Source organism: Pseudomonas anguilliseptica (assembly GCF_900105355.1).
Lineage (GTDB): Bacteria > Pseudomonadota > Gammaproteobacteria > Pseudomonadales > Pseudomonadaceae > Aquipseudomonas > Aquipseudomonas anguilliseptica.
Window position 1 is genome coordinate 2,551,971 of record NZ_FNSC01000001.1, and the last position, 22,053, is coordinate 2,574,023.

At 62.1% G+C, this 22,053-nt stretch carries 17 protein-coding genes and 2 pseudogenes; 10 read left to right on the plus strand and 9 right to left on the minus strand.

Annotation, left to right across the window (positions count from 1 at the left end):
- Positions 1-25 precede the first annotated feature (25 nt).
- From BLW24_RS12230 to BLW24_RS12240, 3 genes and pseudogenes are all read left to right on the plus strand, one after another.
- A pseudogene (locus tag BLW24_RS12230) lies at positions 26-1,252 on the plus strand (ethanolamine ammonia-lyase subunit EutB); the annotation flags it as partial.
- A 14-nt stretch (positions 1,253-1,266) separates the two neighbouring features.
- Positions 1,267-2,079 carry an ethanolamine ammonia-lyase subunit EutC gene (eutC, locus tag BLW24_RS12235; RefSeq protein WP_090380977.1) on the plus strand — a complete coding sequence of 271 codons (813 nt, stop codon included), beginning with the start codon at positions 1,267-1,269 and terminating at the stop codon, positions 2,077-2,079.
- Positions 2,080-2,214: 135 nt separating this feature from the next.
- Positions 2,215-2,682 carry a GNAT family N-acetyltransferase gene (locus BLW24_RS12240; protein ID WP_090380980.1) on the plus strand — a complete coding sequence of 156 codons (468 nt, stop codon included), beginning with the start codon at positions 2,215-2,217 and terminating at the stop codon, positions 2,680-2,682.
- A 43-nt stretch (positions 2,683-2,725) separates the two neighbouring features.
- On the opposite strand, the gene BLW24_RS12245 is transcribed toward BLW24_RS12240, so the two are convergent.
- Positions 2,726-4,324 carry a protein kinase family protein gene (locus tag BLW24_RS12245; RefSeq protein ID WP_090380985.1) on the minus strand — a complete coding sequence of 533 codons (1,599 nt, stop codon included), beginning with the start codon at positions 4,322-4,324 and terminating at the stop codon, positions 2,726-2,728.
- A 111-nt stretch (positions 4,325-4,435) separates the two neighbouring features.
- On the opposite strand from BLW24_RS12245, the gene BLW24_RS12250 reads away from it, so the two are divergent.
- The 3 genes from BLW24_RS12250 to BLW24_RS12260 all read left to right on the plus strand — a co-directional run bounded on the left by BLW24_RS12250 (position 4,436) and on the right by BLW24_RS12260 (position 7,131).
- On the plus strand, positions 4,436-5,275 hold the full coding sequence (locus BLW24_RS12250) for a M90 family metallopeptidase (RefSeq protein WP_090380992.1): 840 nt from the start codon (positions 4,436-4,438) through the stop codon (positions 5,273-5,275).
- Between the two features lie 78 nt (positions 5,276-5,353).
- Positions 5,354-5,881, plus strand: a complete 528-nt coding sequence (gene ppa, locus BLW24_RS12255; protein WP_090380997.1) for an inorganic diphosphatase — start codon at positions 5,354-5,356, stop codon at positions 5,879-5,881.
- A 269-nt stretch (positions 5,882-6,150) separates the two neighbouring features.
- Entirely contained in the window at positions 6,151-7,131 is a 981-nt protein-coding gene (locus tag BLW24_RS12260) for an IS5 family transposase (RefSeq protein ID WP_090375775.1), read from the plus strand.
- 136 nt (positions 7,132-7,267) lie between these two features.
- Here the strand turns inward: BLW24_RS12260 and eutB are convergent.
- From eutB to exaC, 3 genes and pseudogenes are all read right to left on the minus strand, one after another.
- Positions 7,268-7,462: pseudogene (gene eutB, locus BLW24_RS12265) on the minus strand (ethanolamine ammonia-lyase subunit EutB); the annotation flags it as partial.
- A gap of 61 nt (positions 7,463-7,523) precedes the next feature.
- Positions 7,524-8,972 carry an ethanolamine permease gene (gene eat, locus BLW24_RS12270; protein ID WP_090381003.1) on the minus strand — a complete coding sequence of 483 codons (1,449 nt, stop codon included), beginning with the start codon at positions 8,970-8,972 and terminating at the stop codon, positions 7,524-7,526.
- 369 nt (positions 8,973-9,341) lie between these two features.
- Positions 9,342-10,862 (minus strand): acetaldehyde dehydrogenase ExaC, encoded by a 1,521-nt coding sequence (gene exaC / locus BLW24_RS12275; protein WP_090381010.1) that lies wholly within the window; start codon positions 10,860-10,862, stop codon positions 9,342-9,344.
- Positions 10,863-11,308: 446 nt separating this feature from the next.
- Here exaC and BLW24_RS12280 point away from each other — a divergent pair, with 446 nt between their 5' ends.
- The 4 genes from BLW24_RS12280 to BLW24_RS12295 all read left to right on the plus strand — a co-directional run bounded on the left by BLW24_RS12280 (position 11,309) and on the right by BLW24_RS12295 (position 15,796).
- On the plus strand, positions 11,309-13,207 hold the full coding sequence (locus tag BLW24_RS12280) for a sigma-54-dependent Fis family transcriptional regulator (RefSeq protein WP_090381016.1): 1,899 nt from the start codon (positions 11,309-11,311) through the stop codon (positions 13,205-13,207).
- Between the two features lie 166 nt (positions 13,208-13,373).
- Positions 13,374-14,723 carry a UDP-N-acetylmuramate:L-alanyl-gamma-D-glutamyl-meso-diaminopimelate ligase gene (gene mpl, locus BLW24_RS12285; protein WP_090381023.1) on the plus strand — a complete coding sequence of 450 codons (1,350 nt, stop codon included), beginning with the start codon at positions 13,374-13,376 and terminating at the stop codon, positions 14,721-14,723.
- A gap of 148 nt (positions 14,724-14,871) precedes the next feature.
- The gene (gene ubiX, locus BLW24_RS12290) at positions 14,872-15,504 is read left to right on the plus strand and encodes a flavin prenyltransferase UbiX (RefSeq protein WP_090381028.1); all 633 of its coding nucleotides are present in this window, start codon (positions 14,872-14,874) and stop codon (positions 15,502-15,504) included.
- The gene (locus BLW24_RS12295) at positions 15,497-15,796 is read left to right on the plus strand and encodes a YceK/YidQ family lipoprotein (protein WP_090381037.1); all 300 of its coding nucleotides are present in this window, start codon (positions 15,497-15,499) and stop codon (positions 15,794-15,796) included. Before ubiX ends, BLW24_RS12295 begins: the two co-directional genes overlap by 8 nt.
- A 6-nt stretch (positions 15,797-15,802) precedes the next feature.
- Here BLW24_RS12295 and BLW24_RS12300 read toward each other — a convergent pair whose 3' ends face one another.
- The 5 genes from BLW24_RS12300 to BLW24_RS12320 form a co-directional block, all read right to left on the minus strand.
- Complete coding sequence (locus BLW24_RS12300; RefSeq protein WP_090381040.1) at positions 15,803-18,409, minus strand: EAL domain-containing protein; 2,607 nt, start codon at positions 18,407-18,409, stop codon at positions 15,803-15,805.
- A gap of 95 nt (positions 18,410-18,504) precedes the next feature.
- On the minus strand, positions 18,505-19,116 hold the full coding sequence (locus tag BLW24_RS12305; protein WP_090381043.1) for a class I SAM-dependent methyltransferase: 612 nt from the start codon (positions 19,114-19,116) through the stop codon (positions 18,505-18,507).
- A 17-nt stretch (positions 19,117-19,133) separates the two neighbouring features.
- Positions 19,134-19,472: a DUF5629 family protein gene (locus BLW24_RS12310; protein WP_090381048.1), complete on the minus strand. Its 339-nt coding sequence runs from the start codon at positions 19,470-19,472 to the stop codon at positions 19,134-19,136.
- A 28-nt stretch (positions 19,473-19,500) separates the two neighbouring features.
- A complete protein-coding gene (locus tag BLW24_RS12315; RefSeq protein WP_090381053.1) occupies positions 19,501-20,142 on the minus strand; it encodes an oxidoreductase in 642 nt (213 codons plus the stop codon).
- Positions 20,143-20,203: 61 nt separating this feature from the next.
- Positions 20,204-21,931, minus strand: a complete 1,728-nt coding sequence (locus BLW24_RS12320; RefSeq protein WP_090381056.1) for a C13 family peptidase — start codon at positions 21,929-21,931, stop codon at positions 20,204-20,206.
- Positions 21,932-22,053 lie beyond the last annotated feature (122 nt).

Consider the following 22,053-nt stretch of genomic DNA (forward strand, 5'->3'; position numbering starts at 1 on the left):
TATTTTGCCAAATTCAGGAAGTCTTCTTCAGGGTTTCCTTAGCGAAGCGCTGATTCCCTACGAAGCGGATGAAGTCACCCGGCTGATTATCGACAGCCATGATGCGGCGGCCTTTGCCCCGGTCAGCCACCTCACGGTCGGCGGCTTTCGCGACTGGCTGCTCGGCGACAGCGCCGATGAAGCCAGCCTGTGCGCCCTTGCGCCTGGCCTGACGCCAGAAATGGCCGCGGCCGTATCGAAGATCATGCGCGTGCAGGACCTGGTGCTGGTGGCGCAGAAAATCCGCGTGGTCAGCCGCTTTCGCAACACCGTCGGCCTGCGCGGGCGCATGTCCACCCGCCTGCAGCCCAACCACCCGACCGATGAGCCGGCCGGCATTGCCGCAAGCATTCTCGACGGTCTGCTGTACGGCAACGGCGACGCCATGATCGGCATCAACCCGGCCACCGACAGCATCAGTTCGATCTGCGACATGCTGAAGATGCTCGACGGCATCATCCAGCGTTATGAAATTCCCACCCAGGCCTGCGTGCTGACCCACGTCACCACCTCGATCGAGGCGATCAACCGTGGCGTGCCGCTGGATCTGGTGTTCCAGTCGATTGCCGGCACCGAGGCAGCCAACGCCAGCTTTGGCGTCAGCCTGAAGATTCTCCAGGAAGGCTACGACGCAGGCCTGACCCTCAAACGCGGCACCCTCGGCGACAACCTGATGTATTTCGAAACCGGCCAGGGCAGCGCGCTGTCCGCCGGCGCGCACCATGGCCTCGACCAGCAGACCTGCGAGACCCGCGCCTATGCAGTGGCGCGGCACTTCAAGCCGTTCCTGGTGAATACCGTGGTCGGTTTTATCGGCCCGGAGTACCTCTACAACGGCAAGCAGATCATCCGCGCCGGCCTGGAAGACCACTTCTGCGGCAAGCTGCTGGGCCTGCCGATGGGCTGCGACATCTGCTACACCAACCACGCCGAAGCCGATCAGGACGACATGGACGTGCTGCTGACCCTGCTCGGCGTGGCCGGGATCAACTTCATCATGGGCATCCCCGGCTCCGACGACGTGATGCTCAACTACCAGACCACCTCCTTTCACGACGCGCTGTATGCCCGGCAGAGCCTGGGGCTGAAACCGGCCCCCGAGTTTGAAGGCTGGTTGCAGCGCATGGGCATCTTCACCCAGGCCGACGGCCGCCCGCGCATGGGCAACAGCCTGCCGCCGGCGTTTCGTCAGGCGCTGGCGCAGCTTGGTTGATCAGGGAGCCACTTATGTACGATGACAGCTCACTCAGCAGCGCCAGCGAGAATCCCTGGCAGCAACTGCGCAACCTCACCCCAGCGCGTATCGCTCTAGGCCGCGCCGGCACCAGTATGCCGACCCGCGCGCAGCTGGATTTCCAGTTCGCCCACGCCCAGGCTCGCGATGCCGTGCACCTGCCGTTTGATCACGGTGCATTGGCCGCCGGCCTGGCTCACCAGCATCGGCAAAGCCTGCTGCTGCACAGCGCCGCCAAGGACCGCGACACCTACCTTCAACGCCCTGATCTGGGTCGGCGCTTAAGTCTCGAATCTGCCGAGCTGCTGGGCCAGCACCGCGAAAACAACCCGGATGGCTACGACCTGGCCATCGTCATCGCCGACGGCCTGTCGGCCCTGGCCGTACACCGCAATGCCCTGCCCATGGTGGCGCATATCGAGGAGCACGCTGCTGCCGAAGGCTGGAGCGTGGCGCCCATCGCCCTGGTCAGCCAGGGCCGCGTGGCGGTGGCCGATGAAGTGGCCGAATTGCTCGGCGCACGCATGGTGGTGATCCTGATTGGTGAACGCCCGGGCCTGAGTTCACTGGACAGCCTGGGCCTGTATTTCACCTACGCGCCCAGGGTCGGCCTGACCGATGCCTACCGCAACTGCATCTCCAACGTGCGCCAGGAAGGCCTGAGCTACGCCATGGCCAGCCACCGCCTGCTGTATCTGATGCGCGAGGCCTGCCGCCGCCAGCTGTCGGGGGTCAACCTCAAGGATGAAGCCGAAGTGCCGCTGCTAACAGGTGGCGCGCAGCGCGAAAACTTCCTGCTGGGCTAAGTGCGACGCGGCATTACGGGCAAACGCTTGTTTGGATTGCACTTTCCAAAAGCTTTAGGCAGCATCGGGATCGTTCGCAGGCAGCGCTGCCGTGTTGCCGAAGCCATCCACATGACTTTTAAGTAGAGGCTCACCATGCGCATCGTCCAAGCGACCCTGGAGCATCTGGATCAACTGACCCCCCTATTCGTCAATTACCGCGAACACTTCGGCCAGCTGCCCTACCCTGATTCCTCGCGTGCCTTTCTGGAAAAGCGCATCAGCCGCGAGGAGTCGGTGATCTACCTGGCCATGGCCGATGACGAGGACAAGATTCTCGGCTTCTGCCAGCTCTACTCGAGCTTCTCCTCGCTGTCGCTCAAGCGCGTGTGGATTCTCAACGACATCTACGTCTGCCAGGACGCACGCCGCCAGCTGGTGGCCGACCGCCTGATCCAGACCGCCAAGCAGATGGCCAAGGAAACCAACGCCGTGCGCCTGCGCGTGGCCTCCAGCGTTGATAACGAGGTGGCCCACAAGCTCTACGAGTCCATCGGTTTCAAGGAAGACACCGAGTTCAAGAGCTTTGTCCTGCCGATTACCGAAGACTTCACCGCGCCGTAACCTGCCCAGTCAGCGACGCACAGCGCGCCGCTGGCTCAGCCCCTCAGCCTTCCAGGCTAAGCCACAAACCCAAGCCCAGTTGCAGTACCAGCAGAGCCAGCGCCGCCAGGTGCCAGCTCTGCCGATAGTACCGTGTGCGACGCAAGGGGGCCGGCTGATGCAGTAACGGCTGACGCAGCGCCTGCGCAAACTCCGACAGTGCCTCGAAGCGCGCGTCAGGCCGGGGCGCCAGAGCCCGCGCCAGCACACCATCCCAGCCGATAGGCACATGCACACTGAACTGCGCCAGCGGCACATAACGGCTATGACCGTCGGCATCCGCCTGCGCCGCCTCAGGCCAACGCCCACTGAACAGCCAGTACGCCAACGCCGCCAGGGCAAACTGGTCGGCGCGGCCATCCACCACCCTCCCAGCACGCGCCTCAGGGGCCAGCGGCACGGCCTGAGCCGGCAGCGCCTGCTGCGCGACACCGGGAATCAGCGCAGCATGCTCAGGCAACAGCCGCACACGGCCACCGTCACTTACCAGGATATTCCGTGGGTCTAGCCACAGCCCTTGCATGCCGCGCCGTTGCAAACCGCGCACGGCGGCGATCAACTGTTCGAGCACGGCCAGTACCGTCAAACCATCGACAGGGCCGTGGGCCGCCACCCAGTCGATCAGGCTGCGCATGCCCTTGCCCGCAGGCTCGAACAGCCAGAAGGCATGCTCACGCGGCTGATGCGAAGACATCACCTGCGCCAGGCTGGCCACCGGGCTGCGCCGCAGCACCCACTCGCGCTGCCAGAAGGCTTCATCCGCCTCCTGTTCGGCCAGCCACAGCATGGCCTCACGCCCCCGCGGATCAGTGGCGCGAAACACCCGCCCCGGCGGACCGTAGGGGCAGGCAGAGAGCAGCACCCAGCCATCCAACTGCAAACCAGGTTGCGCATTAACCACCGCGCGCCAGGGCTTGCGCGGGGCCAGTTCAGGCGCGCTATCCACTTCGCCCGGCAGCAATAAAACAGCTGCGCCGGGGGCTTGCAGCAAGGGTGCAAGCAGCACCGGTAATGGATCACTTCCCGCCCCATCTCCCGCACCGTGAAAGCCCTGCAAGTCCGCCACATCCAGCAGCGGCTGTGGAGCCAGCAGCAACAGCTCACCTGGGCTCCGGGTCAGGCTGTGCTGCACCAGCGCCAGTTCGGCTTGCGCCCCCAACTGCAAGCCATCGCGACCGATCAGGCTCTGCGTGGTGCCTCCTTGGTAGCGCCGTAAACCGATGGCCCCAGCCTGGAGAAACTGCGCCTCGCCGTTCTGCAGCAGTAACAAGCCGGCATTCAGTTGCGCGATGCTGCGCCCAGCCTGACGTTGACGAAACAGCTGCTGGTTGAATGCTGCCAGCACCTGCCGCGCCGCCTGAGCTTCGCTCCAGCAACCAGGCGTGCAACAGCAATCGGCCAGCAGGCCATCCAGGTAGGAGTCCAGGGTGCGCACCACATCGGTGCATTCACGCGCCCAGAGCAGCGCTACCAGGAGCACCGCCGGCCGTCCTTCCCGCCCCGGCAGCCAGGTCGCGCGGGCCCGTGCGGCCTGGTTTGGCAGGTCGAGGCCGTGACCGCAAAGCAATTGCACGGTGGGATGATGCAGGCGTTCGATCGACATTGGCAGCCCTCCCAGGTCGCGGATAAGCATGCCATTGCAGCCTTTGTGCCGACTTGCCCAGCATTGCCCCCCGGCTTATGGTGGGCGCTTTCCACCTTCCGAGCAGAATCCATGTGGTCGCTCCGCGCCTGGCGTCGCCAGCGCATCCTTGCCCGTCACCCCATCAGCAGCGCGCAATGGCAGGCTGTGCTGCAACAGCTGCCGATCCTCGATGGTTTGGACGACGCCGAACAGCAGCGCCTGCGCGAACGCGCCGTGCTGTTTTTGCACCACAAACACCTCAGCGCCCTGCCCGGCGTCGAACTGGACGGCCATGCACGCCTGTTGCTGGCGGTGCAGGCCGAACTGCCGCTGCTGCACCTGGCCGACCTCAACTGGTATCAGGGCTTTCATGAAATCGTCCTCTACCCGGATGACTTCATCAGCCCGCAGCGCCACCGCGACGCCAGCGGTGTGGTGCACGAATGGGACGCCGCACACAGCGGCGAAGCCTGGCAACAAGGTCCGGTAATCCTCGCCTGGCCCGGCGTGCAGACCAGCGGCCAGTGGCATGGCTACAACCTGGTGATCCACGAGTTGGCGCACAAGCTGGACATGCTTAACGGCGACGCCAACGGCCTGCCGCCGTTGCACAGCAATATGGCTGTGCAGGATTGGGCCAAAGCCATGCAGAGCGCCTTCGATCAGCTAAACGCCGAGCTGGATGCCGACCCCGAGGGCGAAACCGCCATTGACCCTTATGCAGCGGAAAACCCGGCGGAGTTCTTCGCCGTTACCAGCGAATACTTTTTCAGCGCCCCAGACCTGCTCGCCGGCGCCTTCCCGGCGGTGTACGCGCAGCTGGCGCTGTTCTACCGCCAGGACCCGCTGGCGCGCCTGCAGCAGTTGCAGGCCAATAACCCGGACTATCAGGTCAGAACTGAAGACAGCGGGTTCGCGACCAATGGCTAGGCATCCCGGCGTAGCAACCCCTGGGGAATATGCCTATAATCGCGCCACTTTTTTGGCCCACCCCTCGGGAGTCGCCCCATGAGCTACAGCAAGATCCCTGCTGGCAAAGACCTGCCAAACGACATCTATGTCGCCATCGAGATCCCGGCCAACCACGCGCCGATCAAATACGAGATCGATCACGATATCGATTGCCTGATGGTCGACCGTTTCATGGCCACCCCGATGTTCTACCCGGCCAACTATGGTTTTATCCCGCACACCCTGGCTGACGACGGTGACCCCCTCGACGTGCTGGTCGTGACCCCGTACCCAGTGGCACCAGGCTCGGTTATCCGCGCCCGTCCAGTTGGCGTACTGTTGATGAGCGACGAAGCCGGCGGCGACGCCAAGCTGGTTGCCGTACCGCACGACAAACTCACCGTGCTGTACAAAGATGTGCAGGAATACACCGACCTGCCCCCGCTGCTGATCGAGCAGATCAAGCACTTCTTCGAGAACTACAAAGATCTCGAGAAGGGCAAGTGGGTCAAGGTTGAAGGCTGGGCTGGCGCCGACGAGGCCCGCAACCTGATTATCAAGGCGGTCGCTGCTTACCAAAAATAGTATTTTGGGGAATTGCAGGGGGTAACGCGGCGCAGTAATCACATGCAAACGCCGCATTAACCCCCTATAAACCCCATCAGTGGTACAGAAATTGGTACGAAAAAAGCCCGGCAAATGCCGGGCTTTTTTGCTCCCGCGATAGGCCATCACACTACCCTGCCCTCACCCACAGCTGATCCCACCTGGTGGTATAGCTCGCGCTAGGGAAACCCTGAAGAAGACTTCCTGAATTTGGCAAAATACCTGAACTCCACCCGCCGAGTTTTCCGATGAAGCAGATGACCTTCGCCGACGCCGAGTACGCCGGCAAGCGCAAGCAAACCCGCAAAGAGCTGTTCCTGATCGAGATGGATCAGGTTGTGCCGTGGAAGGGTTTGATTGCCTTGATCGAACCGCATTACCCCAAGGGTGAAGGCGGACGTCCAGCCTATCCGCTGATGGCGATGTTACGGGTTCATTTGATGCAGAACTGGTTCGGCTACAGCGACCCGGCGATGGAGGAGGCTCTGTACGAGACCACCATCCTGCGCCAGTTTGCGGGTCTGAGCCTGGAGCGCATTCCCGACGAAACCACCATCCTCAACTTCCGCCGATTGCTGGAGAAACACGAACTGGCTGCGGGCATCTTGGCCGTCATCAATGGCTATTTGGGTGACCGCGGTTTGTCATTGCGCCAAGGCACCATCGTCGATGCCACGCTGATCAATGCGCCGAGTTCGACCAAGAACAAGGACGGTAAGCGTGACCCGGAAATGCACCAGACCAAGAAGGGAAACCAGTATTACTTCGGCATGAAGGCGCACATCGGCGTCGATGACGAGTCGGGTTTAGTGCATAGCGTGGTCGGCACGGCAGCCAATGTTGCAGACGTTACTCAGGTCGACAAGCTGCTACACGGCAAAGAAAACATGGTGGGTGCCGACGCGGGTTACACCGGCGTAGAGAAGCGGCCAGAACATGAAGGCCGTGAAGTGATCTGGCAGATCGCAGCCCGCCGCAGTACGTACAACACGTTGAGTAAGCGCAGCGCGCTGTACAAAGCCAAGCGCAAGATCGAGAAGGCCAAGGCGCAAGTTCGCGCCAAGGTCGAGCACCCGTTCCGGGTGATCAAGCGTCAGTTCGGTTATGTGAAGACGCGTTTCCGTGGCCTGGCCAAAAACACCGCACAACTGGTAACGCTGTTCGCCCTGTCGAACCTGTGGATGGCCCGTCGACATTTGCTGACGAATGCAGGAGAGGTGCGCCTGTAATGTGGGAAATGACCGCTGCGAGGTGCTCGCGGCGGCCAGAAACACCGAAATGAGCGGATGACTTGATCGTTTTTGATCAGTTTTCCGCTTTCAAAATCAGCGGAGGCTGAAGTTGACCGGAAATACAGGGCTACTTCAGACCATCCCTAAGGAAATGCTTGAGCGGAATATCGGCCAGGGCCATCTGCGCCGCGACCCGTTCGCCGGCATTGCTTGCCGCCACGCCCGCTAGATAGTCGCCGGAGCGTGCCGGGCTGGCCTTGGCCATGACCTCGGCGAGGCTGTCGAAACGGTAGGTTTCACCGCCTACCGTATGCTGAAAACTGGACATTGCGTGTCTCCCAAACGTCACGTTGGCGCAGCACGATCATGCTGCGCCAACGTGACGGGTATTACTTGAGCGCGGCCTCGGCTTTACCGATGGCGACGAATTCTTCTTCCGGCGTACCGGCCACCAGGTGATGGCGACTGTACAGGGCGAAGTAGGCGATCAGCACGGCGTAGATAATCGCGGCACCAATCACCACCCGTGTATCGACCAGGAAGCCGGCCACCACGGCCACGCAGGCAAGCACCAGGGCGATGCCCGAGGTGACGATGCCGCCTGGGGTGCGATACGGGCGATGCATTTCCGGACGGCGCACGCGCAGGGTGATGTGCGCGGCCATCATCAGCACGTAGGAGATGGTGGCGCCGAACACCGCGACCAGAATCAGCAGGTCACCCTGGCCCGTCAGCGACAGGGCAAAGCCGATCAGGCCGGGCACGATCAGCGCCAGCACCGGTGCCTTGTTCTTGTTGGTCAGCGACAGCGAGCGCGGCAGGTAGCCGGCACGTGACAGGGCGAAGATCTGCCGGGAGTAAGCGTAGATGATCGAGAAGAAGCTGGCGATCAAACCGGCCAGGCCGATCAGGTTGACGAAGCTGCTCATCCAGGTGGATTCGCCGTAGGCAATGGTCAGGGCTTCCACCAGTGGGTTGCCCGACGCCATCAGCGCCTTGGCGCCGGCGCCGCCTGGGCCAATCAGCAGAATCAGCAGGGCAAAGGCCAGCAGTACCAGCATCGCGCCGATCAGCCCGCGTGGCATGTCGCGCTGCGGATTGCGGGTTTCTTCAGCGGCCAGCGGCACGCCTTCAACCGCGAGGAAAAACCAGATCGCATAGGGGATCGCCGCCCACACGCCGACATAGCCGAACGGCAGGAAACTGCTGGCGCCTGCGGCTTTGGTCACTGGGATGTCGAGCAGGTTGGCCACCGAGAAGTGCGGCACCATCGCGACGATAAACACGCCGAGGGCAATCGCCGCCACGGCGGTGATGATAAACATCAGCTTCAGCGCTTCACCGACGCCGAAGATATGGATGCCGATAAACAGCACATAGAAGGCCAGGTAGATTGCCCAGCCGCCAATGCCGAACAGCGACTCGCAGTAGGCGCCGATAAACACCGCAATCGCCGCTGGGGCAATGGCGTATTCGATCAGGATCGCCGTGCCGGTAAGAAAACCGCCCAGGGGGCCGAAGGCGCTGCGGGCAAAGCCGTAGCCGCCGCCTGCGGTGGGGATCATCGAGGAAAGTTCTGCCAGGGAGAAACACATGCACAGGTACATCAGCGCCATCAGCAGGGTGGCGAGAAACATGCCGCCCCAACCGCCCTGGGCTAGACCGAAGTTCCAGCCGGCATAGTCGCCGGAAATCACGTAGGCCACGCCCAGACCGACCAGCAATACCCAGCCTGCTGCGCCCTTCTTCAATTGCCTGCTTTGGAAGTAATCGGCATCGACCTGCTCTAAATCGGTGCCTTGCGGTAGACCTACCGCACTGATTTGTTCTGCTGCCATGGGAATTCCTTATCAACACGCTGGCCGCAGCGCAGGCCCGGCCAGGCGTGTAGCTATTTGAGGGAAGAGTGTTACCCAGTGGATCAGCAACCGTTGTGCCAACTGCGCCTCTGGTCTAGACCTGGGGCGCGGGCTGGCAGGCCGATGTCGTTTCCGAGCATCGGCTGCGGTTGCGCAGCTTCTCGTAGGGTGGGTTAGGCGCATGACCACGGGCTATCTGTCGATGCCTAATCCGTTGCGCCGTAACCCACCAGCGGTGCCAAGCCGATTACCGCTTGGTGGGTTACGTGGCGCACAGGTTCTGCAGTGCTTCGCTAACCCAACTCCGCGCCACTAACCCACCCTACAATTGCTGCTTGCACGGCATGTCTAGAAAAAGCCGAGTGGGTTGGTGTCGTAGCTCACCAACAGGTTCTTGGTCTGCTGGTAGTGGTCGAGCATCATCTTGTGGGTTTCGCGGCCGACGCCGGACTTCTTGTAGCCACCGAAGGCAGCATGGGCGGGGTAGAGGTGGTAGCAGTTGGTCCACACGCGCCCGGCCTTGATCGCCCGGCCCATGCGGTAGGCGCGGTTGATGTCGCGGGTCCACAGGCCGGCGCCGAGGCCGAACTCGGTGTCGTTGGCAATCGCCAGGGCTTCGGCTTCGTCCTTGAAAGTGGTGACGCTGACCACCGGGCCGAAGATTTCCTCCTGGAACACGCGCATCTTGTTGTGGCCCTTGAGCAGGGTCGGCTGGATGTAATAACCGCCGTCCAGGGTACCGCTGAGTTTTTCTACGCTGCCTCCGGTAAGCAACTCAGCACCTTCCTGTTTGGCGATTTCCAGGTAACTCAAGATCTTGTCGAACTGCTGCTCGGAGGCTTGCGCGCCGACCATGGTGTCGGTGTCCAGCGGGTCGCCGCGTTTGATCTGCTCGACCTTCTTCATCACCTCTCTCATAAAGGCCGGGTAGATCGATTCCTGCACCAGCGCCCGCGACGGGCAGGTGCACACTTCACCCTGGTTAAAGAAGGCCAGTACCAGGCCTTCAGCGGCTTTTTCAATAAAGCTCGGCTCGGCCTGCATGATGTCTTCGAAGAAGATGTTCGGCGATTTGCCGCCCAGCTCCACGGTGCTCGGGATGATGTTTTCGGCGGCGCACTTCATGATGTGCGCGCCCACCGGGGTCGAGCCGGTGAAGGCGATCTTGGCGATGCGTTTGCAGGTGGCCAGGGCCTCGCCCGCTTCTTTACCGTAACCCTGCACCAAGTTGAGCACGCCCGGCGGCAGCAGGTCGCCGATCAGCTCCATCAGCACGCTGATGCCCAGCGGCGTTTGCTCGGCCGGTTTCAATACCACGCAGTTGCCGGCGGCCAGGGCCGGGGCAAGTTTCCATGCGGCCATCAGCAGCGGGAAGTTCCAAGGGATGATCTGCCCGACCACGCCCAGCGGCTCATGGATGTGATAAGCCACGGTGTTGCCGTCGATCTCGGCAGCCGAGCCTTCCTGGGCGCGCAGGCAGCCGGCGAAGTAGCGGAAGTGGTCGGCGGCCAGGGGAATATCGGCATTCAGGGTTTCGCGCACGGCCTTGCCGTTGTCCCAGGTTTCGGTGATGGCCAGTACTTCAAGGTTGGCTTCGATGCGGTCGGCGATCTTCAACAGAATCAGTGAGCGTTCCTGCACCGACGTTCGGCCCCAGGCATCGGCGGCGGAATGGGCAGCGTCCAGCGCCTTGTCGATATCTTCGGCCGTGGAGCGCGGGAACTCGGCAATCGGCAGGCCGTTCACCGGCGAGGTGTTGGTGAAGTACTGGCCTTTGACCGGCGCGACAAACTCGCCGCCGATGTAGTTACCGTAACGGGATTTGAACGAAACGAGGGCACCTTCGGTACCGGGATGGGCGTAACGCATGCTGAATATCTCCTGGTTCTTATGCTTGTTCTGGTGATGCAGCGAACGGCGCGCTGTGGCGCTTGAACAGGCACAGAGCAAGGGCTGGGCCAGGAGTGAGCAATGGCCGGGCTAGAGCGGTTACGTGGTGTATAGCGAGAGATTGTGGCGCGCGGGCTGTATCGGCCCTGATACGGCCCGCGTGACACTCTGTGCCAGGGGCGATACAGCGTGGTGACTCGCCGGTCAGTGCGCCTTGCAATGGCCGGAAAGCTGGTAGATGCTCGGCCATCACGTGCAACTCCTAGCAGGCCGTTGAAAACGTAGGCGAGGCCGGCAAGACAAGGCAAAAACAGGCGAGGAAGCGGAGTTTACTGGTGTAAATGAGCATTCCGAGCCTGTTTTTAACGAAGTATTGCCAACGCAGGTAGTTTCTCAACGGCTTGCTACTGCGGAGAACAATAACAATGCATAACCCAGCAAGCCGCCACGCCCAGCAGGTGCTGACCGTGGCCCAAGGGCGCGGCCAACACGCTGGCCCCGCTGCTGACTCCTCGGTGGCGCGCTCCTGGCTGCGCTGCCTGCAGCAGCATCACCTCGACCCGGCGCAGAACATGCCGCCTGCGGTGATCGAACACGCGCGCATGCTCGAGCGGCGCGAGCAGCTGCAACAGGTGCTGGAGATTTCCAGCAACGAGATGAACAGCCTGCATCGCCAGTTGGCCGGCAGCGGTCATGCCGTGCTGCTCACCGATGCGCGTGGGGTAATCCTCAACTGCGTCACCGAGCAGGCGGAAAAACGCACTTTCGAGCAGGCCGGCCTGTGGCTTGGCGCCGACTGGAGCGAGGCCTGCGAAGGCACCAACGGCATCGGCACCTGCCTGGTCGAGCGCCAGCCGTTGACCATCCACCAGAACGAACATTTTCGCAGCCGGCATACCGGGCTGACCTGCTCGGCCAGCCCGGTATTCGACCCGCATGGCGAGCTGCTGGCGGTGCTTGACGTGTCCTCGGCGCGGCATGACGTATCGCGGCAGAGCCAGTTCCACACCATGGCCCTGGTCAACCTGTCGGCCAAGGCCATCGAGGGCTGCCATTTCCTGCGCAGCTATGAAGGTGAATGGCTGCTGCGCTTCCATGCTCAGGCCGAATACATTGGCCAGTTCAGCGAGGGGCTGCTGGCCTTCGATGGCGACGGCCGGGTGAGTGCGGTCAATCAGAGTGCGATCAATCTGCTCGGTCTGTCGCGGCGGCAACTGCTCGGGCGCACCTTGATCGAGGTATTTGATTGCCGCCTGGATGACCTGCTCGGTCGTGCTTCGGCGCAGCCCAGCGCCAGTTGGCCGCTGTATACCCAACGTGGTCAGCTACTGTTTGCCATGCTGCGCGGCCAGCCGCGGCGCAGTGCTCAGGCGCTATCTGCGGCGAGCTTGGCAACGCCGGGGTTGTGTCTGGCCGACCCCGGTTTGCAGGGTGATTTCCGCCGCGCCCTGCGTGTTTACGAGCGTGATGTACCGCTACTGATCGGCGGCGAAACCGGCACCGGCAAGGAGGCCTTCGCCAAGGCCCTGCATCAGGTCAGCTCGCGTGGCGGCAAGCCCTTTGTGGCACTGAACTGCGCGGCAATTCCCGAGAGCCTGATCGAGAGCGAGCTGTTCGGTTATCGCGGCGGCAGCTTTACCGGCGCGCGCAAGGAGGGCATGCGCGGCAAGCTGCAGCAGGCCGATGGCGGTACGCTGTTTCTCGATGAAATTGGCGATATGCCGCTGGCGCTGCAAACCCGCTTGCTGCGCGTGCTGGAAGAGCGTCGGGTCGAGCCGATCGGCGGTGAAGCGCAGGCCATCGATGTGCGGGTGATCAGCGCCAGCCATCGCGATCTGAACGAACGGGTGGCCAGCGGCGAGTTTCGTCAGGACCTGTTCTATCGCCTCAATGGCCTGGTGATCGAGCTGCCGCCATTGCGTGAGCGCAGTGACAAGCTGGCGCTGCTGGATTTCCTTCTTGGCGAAGAGGCGCGCGGGCAGCCGGTGCGGCTTGATGATGCCGCCCGCGAAGCGCTGCTCGCCTACCTCTGGCCGGGCAATGTGCGCCAGCTGCGCAATGTGCTGCGCACCCTCTGCGCGCTGTGCGAAAACGGCGTGATCAGTCACGCCGACCTGCCCGCCGAGATTCGCCATACACGCCCTGCGCTGGCCCTGCTGCTTGCGGCCAAGCCCGATCAGCTGGGTGATGCCGAACGCACCGCGCTGCTCGCGGTCCTAGAAGCGCAGCACTGGCAGATGAGCCGCAGCGCCGAACAGCTGGGCATCAGCCGCAATACCCTGTACCGCAAACTGCGCAAGCACGGGATTGCCAGGCGAGGCTAAAGCCGTAGGTTGGTGTTGAGCGTAGCGAAGCCCAACAGGCTGCCCGCGTTGTTGGGCTTCGGCGCACGACCCAACCTACGGAAATGGCCAAGGGGGCTGTGCTAATCTGCGGCCAGTTTTTATCCCGCCTTATTCACCGGCTCTGACGACGCCTGCAAGGTAAATCATGCATATCCATATTCTCGGCATCTGCGGCACTTTTATGGGCTCGCTGGCCGTGCTGGCCAAGGAACTCGGCCACCGCGTGACCGGTTCCGACGCCAACGTCTATCCGCCCATGAGCACCCAGCTGCAAGCCCAGGGTATCGAACTGACCCAGGGCTATGACGCCGCCCAGCTCGACCCCGCGCCGGATCTGGTGGTGGTTGGCAATGCCCTGTCGCGCGGAAATCCGGCGGTGGAATACGTACTGAATAAGGGCCTGCCCTATGTCAGTGGCCCGCAGTGGTTGGCTGACCACGTGCTGCAAGGCCGTTGGGTTATGGCTGTAGCCGGCACCCATGGCAAGACCAGCAGTTCGAGCATGTTGGCCTGGGTGCTGGAGCATGCCGGCATGAGCCCGGGCTTTTTGATTGGCGGCGTGCCGCAGAACTTTGGTATCTCCGCACGCTTGGGCGGCACGCCGTTCTTTGTGGTCGAGGCCGATGAGTACGACAGCGCCTTCTTCGACAAACGCAGCAAGTTCGTCCACTACCGTCCGCGTACCGCGATCCTGAATAACCTGGAGTTCGATCACGCGGACATCTTCCCGGATCTGGCGGCGATCGAGCGGCAGTTCCACCATCTGGTACGCACCATTCCGGGCGACGGCCTGATCATTCACCCGACCTCTGAGCCTGCGCTTAAGCGGGTGATCGAGATGGGCTGTTGGACCCCGGTGCAAACCACTGGCGAAGGCGGCCAATGGCAGGGGCGTCTGCTTAGCGCCGATGGCTCGCGCTTTGAGGTGAGTTTCGAGGGCAAGGTTGCTGGCACCGTGGATTGGCAGCTGACCGGCCAGCACAACGTCGCCAATGCCCTGGCGGTGCTGGCGGCGGCGCGCCATGTCGGCGTGGTGCCGGAGCTGGGCATCGCTGCACTTTGCGGCTTTATCAACGCCAAGCGGCGCATGGAAAAGGTCGCCGAGGTGAATGGCGTGACCATCTTCGACGACTTCGCCCACCATCCGACTGCGATTGCAACCACCCTCGATGGCCTGCGCAAGCGCATCGGCGATGCAAAATTGATCGCCATTGTCGAGCCGCGTTCCAACTCGATGAAACTCGGCGCGCACCGTGATGGGCTGCCGGAGTCCGTGGTGCAGGCGGACTCGGTGTACTGGTATGCACCGCCGAATCTCGGTTGGGACCTGGCTGGCACTGTGGCCACCTCGACCGTACCGACGCAGGTTTGCGACTCGCTGGAAGCGATCATTGCCGGGGTAAAGGCCGAAGCCGCGCCGGGCACCCAGGTGGTGGTGATGAGCAACGGCGGCTTTGGCGGTTTGCATGGCAAGTTGGCTGCGGCCCTTTTATAGAGAGCCAAAATTCGCGCTCAAAGCGTCGCGAGCGCAGATTAGGCAAGGCGAAAGCCTGCGAGGAAGCGAAGTTTACTGTTGTAAATGAGCATTCCGAGCAGGCTTTCAACGCAGCATAAGCAAGCGCAGCAGCTTTGAGAGTGAATTTATGAGCGGTCCTGAACGAATTACCTTGGCTATGACGGGAGCGTCAGGGGCGCAGTACGGCCTGCGCCTGCTCGACTGCCTGGTGCAGGAAGAGCGCGAGGTGCACTTTCTGATTTCCAAGGCCGCGCAATTGGTCATGGCCACGGAAACCGATGTCAGCCTGCCGAGCAAACCCCAAGCTATGCAGGCGTTCCTGAGCGAGTACACCGGCGCCGCGCCGGGGCAGATTCGCGTGTATGGCAAGGAAGACTGGATGGCGCCGGTGGCCTCCGGCTCCGGCGCGCCCTCGGCGATGGTGGTGGTGCCGTGCAGCACCGGCACGTTGTCGGCGATTGCCACCGGGGCTTGCAACAACCTGATCGAGCGCGCCGCCGATGTTGCCTTGAAGGAGCGTCGTCAGCTGATTCTGGTGCCACGCGAGGCGCCGTTCTCCAGCATCCATCTGGAGAATATGCTCAAGCTGTCGAATCTTGGGGCGACCATCCTGCCGGCCGCTCCGGGCTTCTATCATCAGCCGCAGGCCATCGATGATCTGATTGATTTCGTGGTGGCGCGTATCCTCAACTGCCTGAACATCCCTCAGGACATGCTGCCGCGTTGGGGCGAGCACCATCAGATCACCCCGGATGAATAAGCCTCTGGCCCGTGCGGCCGTCTGCCTGCTGCTGAGCCTGACCCTCAGCGGCTGCGCTACGGTGCGCACCCTGGATGCCGCCAAGCCCGACGCGCCGGTGGTGTATGCGGGTACGCGGCTGAACCTGTATGCGCTGCAAGGCGGTTGCTGCGCCACTGAGCGCTTCGGCGCCGAGGCGCCGGCTTACCCGGCCGCCGATCTGCCGGTTAGCGCATTGCTTGATACCCTGTTGCTACCACTGTCTCTGGCCACCGCCATTGGCCTTAATCTGGGCATCAGCGGCGGCTTGTAAGGGGCCTCAGGCGTCCGGAATACTGGCCTCTTTACCCTGCCAGGTAGTTGCCAATGGCCAGTGCTCCAGATTCTGCGCCGGTCCCGGCTTGGCGAACAGGTAGCCCTGAAAGCGTCGGCAGCCCATGTCTTGCAGGGCGTCATACTGTTCCTGGGTTTCCACCCCTTCGGCGGTTACGGCCAGGTTGAGGTTGGCCCCTAGCGCCAGGATGGTGCGTACGATAGCGGCGTCGCTGGGTTGTTCGAGCAGGTCGCGGACGAACGATTGGTCGATCTTCAGTTGGTCCAATGGCAGTCGCTTGAGGTAGTTAAGCGAGGAGTAGCCCGCGCCGAAATCGTCTAGTGCCAGATGCACCCCGCGCGCTTTCAGTTGGCTCATCTTGCCGATAAGCACTTCCACATCTTCCACCAGCTGGCTTTCGGTCAGTTCCAGTTCCAGGCGCTGCGGGTTCGCGCCACTTTCGGCGAGGGTCGCGAATACGTCTTCGACAAAGTCGGGGTGGTGGAACTGCCTCGCGCTGACGTTGACCTCCAGGGTTAGCTGCGCCAGCTGTGGATGCGCAGCCCAGGCCACCAGTTGCTGGCAGGCGATGTGCAGGATCAGGCGGCCCAGGGGCAGAATCAGCCCAGTGCTTTCTGCCAGCGGAATAAATTCCCCCGGCGGCACCAGCCCGCGTGTGGGATGCTGCCAGCGCACCAGGGCTTCTGCTTCGATCAGCTGTCCTTGAGCATCCACCTGGGGCTGGTAGTGCAGGATAAAGTCGCGCTGGCCGAGGCTCTGGCGCAGGTCGCTTTCCAGGCTGGCGCGTGCGCTGACTTCGGCCTGCATTCGTGGATCGAAGAAGCGCATGCAATTGCGTCCGGCAGCTTTTGCCTCATACATGGCCATGTCGGCGCGTTTGAGCACCTCATCGACTTTGTCGTATTCCGCTGGAAACAATGCAATGCCGATACTGGCCGTACTGGTGTGGCTTCGCCCCTTCAGGTTGTAGGGGGAGGCCAATGCGGCAACGATCTTATTGCCGACCTTTTCGATTTGACGCACTGCCCGCTCAGGCTTGAGGTTTAGCCCTTCAAGCATCAGGACAAATTCGTCCCCGCCCAGGCGCGCCAAGGTGTCCTGGGCACGGACATGACTATTCAAACGCTCGGCGACTTGCTGCAACAACAGGTCACCCATGTCGTGACCTAGGGTGTCGTTGAGGTTCTTGAAGTTGTCCAAGTCGATAAACAGCAGTGCGCCCTGTTGCAGTCCGCGCGCATGTTTGGCCAATGCCTGTTGGAGACGGTCGACCAGCAGACGGCGGTTGGGTAGGCCGGTGAGCGGGTCGTAGAAGGCCAGTTGATTGATTTTTTCGAGGTTCTTCTTGTGTTCGGAGATGTCCGTGGAAATCCCACACAGGGCGTAAATTTTGCCGGCGCTGTCGCGTAGCGGCAGCTTAATCGATAGGAACGTGTGTTCGGTATGGCCATCCAGGCTGCGGTTGATCTCTTCAGTCTGTACGCGCTCGCCAAGTGTGAGTACGCGGCGATCATTTTCATGCAGGTTGGTGGCCGTATCGATATCGAAAAACTGTTCGTCATTCTTGCCAATGATCTGCTCTAGGGTTTGCCCGAACAGCTCGCAAACCTTGCGGTTGGCGTATTGGTAACGCAGTTGTGCGTCCTTGATATAGATATAGGCTTCGACGCTTTCGAGGATGGTGTTCAGGCGTTGTTCGCTGGCCAGCAGGTGACGGGTTTTCTCGCGTACCTGGCGGCGCAGCAGTAGCGCACCACCGAGAGCGGCGATCAGCAATAGGGCGAGGGTGCTCAGCCCCCACCAGACGCTGGTGGGGATCAGCAGGCGTGGCCGTTCACCGCTCCAGCGATGCAGGCTCTGGTAGTAGATCGAGGAGGGCGAGTCCTGCCAGCTCGACAGGTGTTTGTCGATGGCGCTTAGCAAATCAGCGTTCTGCCCCTTGCGTGTGGCGTAGAACAGCTGCGCCGGTTGAAACATGATTGAGGAGCTTTGCAGTTGATAGCTCGGCGCATGGAAGTCGCCAAAACGCTGGTTGGCCACCGCTGCGTCGGCCTGCCCGCCCGCCACTAATTCAAAGCCCTGCGGCAGGCTGGGTACGCCGATCAGCTGGGCTTCCAGACCAAAACTGGTAAGCAGCCCGCGTAGGTATTCCTCCTGCACCGAGCCTTGCAATACGGCAATGCGCAGGCCTTTGAGTTCGAGTATCGATTTGAGCTGCAGGTCTTCACTGCTGTAGAGCTGCGACCAACTGAAGAGCGAGGGCACCTTGTGAAAATCGAGTACCTGGGCACGGCTGTCGTTGTAGGCCACATCCGGCATCAGGTCGATTTCACCGCTCTGCGCCAGCTCCAGGCATTCCTGCCATTCGCATGGCCTGGGACGCAGTTGCCAGTATTCCTGGCGCGCGATTTCATTTAGCAGTTCGCCGAGGATGCCGGAGAGTTTGCCGTCCTGGCCGAGGAGGATTTTCGGTTCGTTGGCGTAAACCCCGACACTCACTTGGCGCGATTGTGCGTTGCTCAGCGTGGCGACCGTGAGGGCTGAAGTGACGAGTAGAACGGTGGCGAGGTGGCGAAATGACAGGCGCTTCATGCGTGGCCAACTTCCATACGAGAGTCCATAAACTAACGATAGCCAGAATATGGAGACGGCGCCGGCTGGTAATGGCGATTGGCTATTTCTGACCGCTAGTCAGCCCAGCCCTGGTAGATATAGGTCATGGGCCGAGGTCCCTTGAGGTAGCGATTGCTTAGTTCGCCAATCTGAAAACCGCCTGCGGTGATCAGCGCCTGGATATCGCGATTGAGGTGACAGCCGCCGGCCAGTGGTTTCCACAGCGGCGTCAGGCGGTTCTGCCAGCGCAGCACAGGCAGCTCCGGAGCCAGGCCGTGCTCGCAGAACAGCAGGCGACCGCCGGGCTTGAGCACGCGGCGCATTTCCTTCAGCGCCGCCACGGCGTCGGGGATGGTGCACAGGGTAAAGGTGCAGACGATGCTGTCGAAGCTGGCGTCGTCGGCCTGAATCTGTCCCAGTTCGAGGGCAATCATCTCCACTGGGGTGCTGATCGCGGCGGCCCGTTGTCTGGCCAACCTCTGCATATCGGCGCTGGGGTCGACACCGATGATCACGCTGACCTTTGCAGCGTCATAGAACGCCAGATTAAGGCCGCTGCCGATGCCGATTTCAAGCACCCGGCCATGGGCCTGTGGCACCAGTTGTGAACGGGCTTTCATCACCGCGCCCATGCCACAGGCGAAGTCGATCAGATGTGGCAGCAGATAGCGCTCATACAGGCTCACGGGTGCCCTCGGCAGGGTTATTCGGCGTCGCCTGGCAGGTCACTGTTGTCACCGCTGACAGCGGCAAAACATTTGATCAGATGAGCGCAGGTAGTGCCGCTAATGTTCCAGGCGTCGGCCTCACCATCAAAGCGTGCGGCGATTACCTGGGCCAGGCTGAAGTGCCATTTGCGCAGGGCGCGGCCGTCCATGCATTCGATGCTCAGTAGTGGCGTATCACCAGCGGGTGGGGGGCCGGCCTGGTGCTGGGCCAGTTGTTCGGCGTCCAGGTTGAATTGCCAGGCATGCAGGCCGTCGATTTCCAGCATGTCGGCGTGGCTCAGGGCGCTGATCAGGTCGTGCGGGGTGGTGCTCATAGGTCGATGGCTTCTTGATTAACAGCAGTTAGCGGCCGAGGCGGCGCAGTTGGTCTGATTCGATTACCCGAGTGCCGGCATCTTCCTCCAGGGCAAGACGCCACAGGGCACGGGCCAATACGGTGGCTTCGATGCCACGGTACTTGCCCGGCAGCCAGCGCATAAAGGGAGCGGCCAAGCGCTCGCCAAGGCGGAATTCCTGGCGTGCGCCAAGCAGTAACGAAGGGCGGGCGATGGTCAGCTGCGGCCAGTCCTGCGCGCGCAGGGCCTGCTCCATTTGGCCTTTGACCTTGTTGTAGAACACGGTGGAATTGGCATCCGCGCCGAGGGCGCTGATCACCAGCAGGTGACGTGCACCGAGGGCGCGGGCGCGCTCGGCGAAGGCGATCACCAGGTCATGATCGACCGCGCGAAAAGCCTCTTGCGAGCCGGCCTGTTTGATCGTGCTGCCCAGGCAGCAGAAAGCCGTATCGACCTTGCCCGTCAGTTGCGGCAGCAGGGCCAGCAGTTCGCCCTGCGGGTTTTCCAGGTGTGCGTGCGCGGCCAGAGGGCGGCGGCTGGGGGCCAGTACGCGAGCGACGGTGGGCTCGTTCAGCAGGCGGTCCAGCAGGTGCTCGCCGGTCAGTCCGGTGGCGCCTGCGAGAAGGATGTGCTGTGGCGTCAAATACATAGTGTGAAGTTCTCCGCTGATATCAATCAGCTTATCAGGCCGTTGGTGGCGTGCATGGCTGTTATGGGTTGACCGCAGATTGCGCCTCAAGTGCATTGTTCAGGGCGCGCTCGGCCTGCTGTTCGCGCAGCTTGCGCCACTGTGCGAGCACCGCCTTGGCTGGCCAGATCTGCGGCTCGGAGGCTTCGAAGCCGTCGGCCTTTTCGCGTTCGACAACACTGGCCTGGGCCAGCTTGAAGGCGCGCTGCAGGTCATCGGTCTGCTGCAGGGCTTCGGCAAACAGGGCACGGCCGAAGTAGGTGAAGTCGTTTTCCTCCGAGCAACCGAAGGACACCCGATCGGCCCGTGCGGCAGTGATCACCAGAGTCTTGTCATCCTGCAGTTTGGGGATAAAGCCACCGGAGTAGCAGGCTGAGATCACCAGCACCTTGTGGCGATCTTTCAGCGGCTCGAGCAGGGCAGCGAGTTCACTGGCGGGCAGGTCGTTGAGCTGCAGGCGCGGCTGGTCGAGGTTCAACTCGTGCCGAGCCGAGCCGTGGCTAGTCAGGTAGATAAAGATCAGGTCTTCCTCGCCGCTGCGTTCGGCCAGGGCCTGAACGCTGCGGCCCAAGCTGGCGCTGGTGGCCAGCGGGCGATCCGCTAGGTGGTCACGGTGGTTGACCAGGGTAATCAGGCCATGGGCAGCGAAGCGATCCTGCAGCAGATTGCCGACATAATCGGCCTCACGCATAAATACGCTCTGCTTACCGTCGCCGGCCAGGGTCAGGGCGTAGAGTTCGATGTCCGGGGTCGAGGCAGGCAGCTTGGCGATGGCGGTATCGAGCAGCCGGCCTTGTTCCAGCAGGCCGGTGGCCAGGTCGTCGGGTATGGCGTTGCCTTGAGCGTCACGCGTCAGTCGGCCGTTCTGCCAGGTGCCGCTTTGCTGGCTGCCATCGACCAGCGTCAGGCTACCGGTGCCCTGGTATTGGCCGTAGGCAAAGTTGCCTTGATAGATGCTGCCATCGGCCAGGCTTAGGCGACCTTCGCCGTGGTAGCTCCAGTCGCTGAATTGGCCAGCGTAATGGCTGCCGTCGCTGCCCTTGAATTCGCCTTTGCCGGTGAGGCTGCCATGGGTGAAGCGTCCGCTCCAGACTTCGCCATCGGCACTTTGGTAGCGACCCTTGCCGTGGAATTGGTTGTCACGGAACTGGCCACTGTAGAGGTCGCCGTCGAGATTCTTGAAGCTACCCTGGCCATTAAGCTGGCTGTTGTCGAAGGTGCCGGTGTATGCATTGCCTTCCGCGTCGGTCAGTACGCCCTGGCCGTCGGGTTCGCCCTTTTTGAACTGGCCCTGGAAGCTGGCGCCGTTGCTCCACTGCAGCTTGCCCAGGCCATTGTATTGACCTTTGCTGAACTCGCCGCGGTATTCCAGCTGGCTGCTTTTCAGGTGGCCTTCGCCGCTGGGCATGCCGTTGACAAAGCCACCCTCGTAACGGCTGCCGTCGCTGTAGGTGAGGCTGCCCTGGCCGTGGAAGTCGCCGCCTTGAAACTCGCCGCGGTAGAGCTCGCCGTGCTTGCTGCGCCATTCCCCCTGGCCGTTGAACTGGCCGTCCTTGAATTGCCCCTGATAGTAGCTGCCGTCGTTGTAATCCAAGCGACCAGGACCTTGCAGCAGACCGTCGATAACTTCGCCACGGTAGCGCCCGCCATCGGGTAGCACGGCATCCGGTGGCAGCAAGGGTTCGCCATCGCCACAGGCGACAAGCAGCAGGGCGAGGCTCAGTGGAGCCAGAAGGGAGAGGCGGCGCATGCAGAAAATCCAGGCTGGAAGGTCGTTGCCGAGTATGCCTTAAAGTGCTCGAAGTGCCGTGATTGAGCGCACCGGCGCAAGCATAAAAATAAAAAGGCGCACGTGCAGATGCCTGTGCGCCT

Bases quoted from the DNA above. Each gene is read 5' to 3' on its own strand.
- BLW24_RS12250 (WP_090380992.1), top strand. From the start codon at position 4,436: ATGTGGTCGCTCCGCGCCTGGCGTCGCCAGCGCATCCTTGCCCGTCAC.
- BLW24_RS12245 (WP_090380985.1), bottom strand. From the start codon at position 4,324: ATGTCGATCGAACGCCTGCATCATCCCACCGTGCAATTGCTTTGCGGT.
- BLW24_RS12280 (WP_090381016.1), top strand. From the start codon at position 11,309: ATGCATAACCCAGCAAGCCGCCACGCCCAGCAGGTGCTGACCGTGGCC.
- mpl (WP_090381023.1), top strand. From the start codon at position 13,374: ATGCATATCCATATTCTCGGCATCTGCGGCACTTTTATGGGCTCGCTG.
- BLW24_RS12260 (WP_090375775.1), top strand. From the start codon at position 6,151: ATGAAGCAGATGACCTTCGCCGACGCCGAGTACGCCGGCAAGCGCAAG.
- BLW24_RS12320 (WP_090381056.1), bottom strand. From the start codon at position 21,931: ATGCGCCGCCTCTCCCTTCTGGCTCCACTGAGCCTCGCCCTGCTGCTT.
- eutC (WP_090380977.1), top strand. From the start codon at position 1,267: ATGTACGATGACAGCTCACTCAGCAGCGCCAGCGAGAATCCCTGGCAG.
- exaC (WP_090381010.1), bottom strand. From the start codon at position 10,862: ATGCGTTACGCCCATCCCGGTACCGAAGGTGCCCTCGTTTCGTTCAAA.
- BLW24_RS12295 (WP_090381037.1), top strand. From the start codon at position 15,497: ATGAATAAGCCTCTGGCCCGTGCGGCCGTCTGCCTGCTGCTGAGCCTG.
- eat (WP_090381003.1), bottom strand. From the start codon at position 8,972: ATGGCAGCAGAACAAATCAGTGCGGTAGGTCTACCGCAAGGCACCGAT.
- ubiX (WP_090381028.1), top strand. From the start codon at position 14,872: ATGAGCGGTCCTGAACGAATTACCTTGGCTATGACGGGAGCGTCAGGG.
- BLW24_RS12240 (WP_090380980.1), top strand. From the start codon at position 2,215: ATGCGCATCGTCCAAGCGACCCTGGAGCATCTGGATCAACTGACCCCC.
- BLW24_RS12310 (WP_090381048.1), bottom strand. From the start codon at position 19,472: ATGAGCACCACCCCGCACGACCTGATCAGCGCCCTGAGCCACGCCGAC.
- BLW24_RS12300 (WP_090381040.1), bottom strand. From the start codon at position 18,409: ATGAAGCGCCTGTCATTTCGCCACCTCGCCACCGTTCTACTCGTCACT.
- BLW24_RS12315 (WP_090381053.1), bottom strand. From the start codon at position 20,142: ATGTATTTGACGCCACAGCACATCCTTCTCGCAGGCGCCACCGGACTG.
- ppa (WP_090380997.1), top strand. From the start codon at position 5,354: ATGAGCTACAGCAAGATCCCTGCTGGCAAAGACCTGCCAAACGACATC.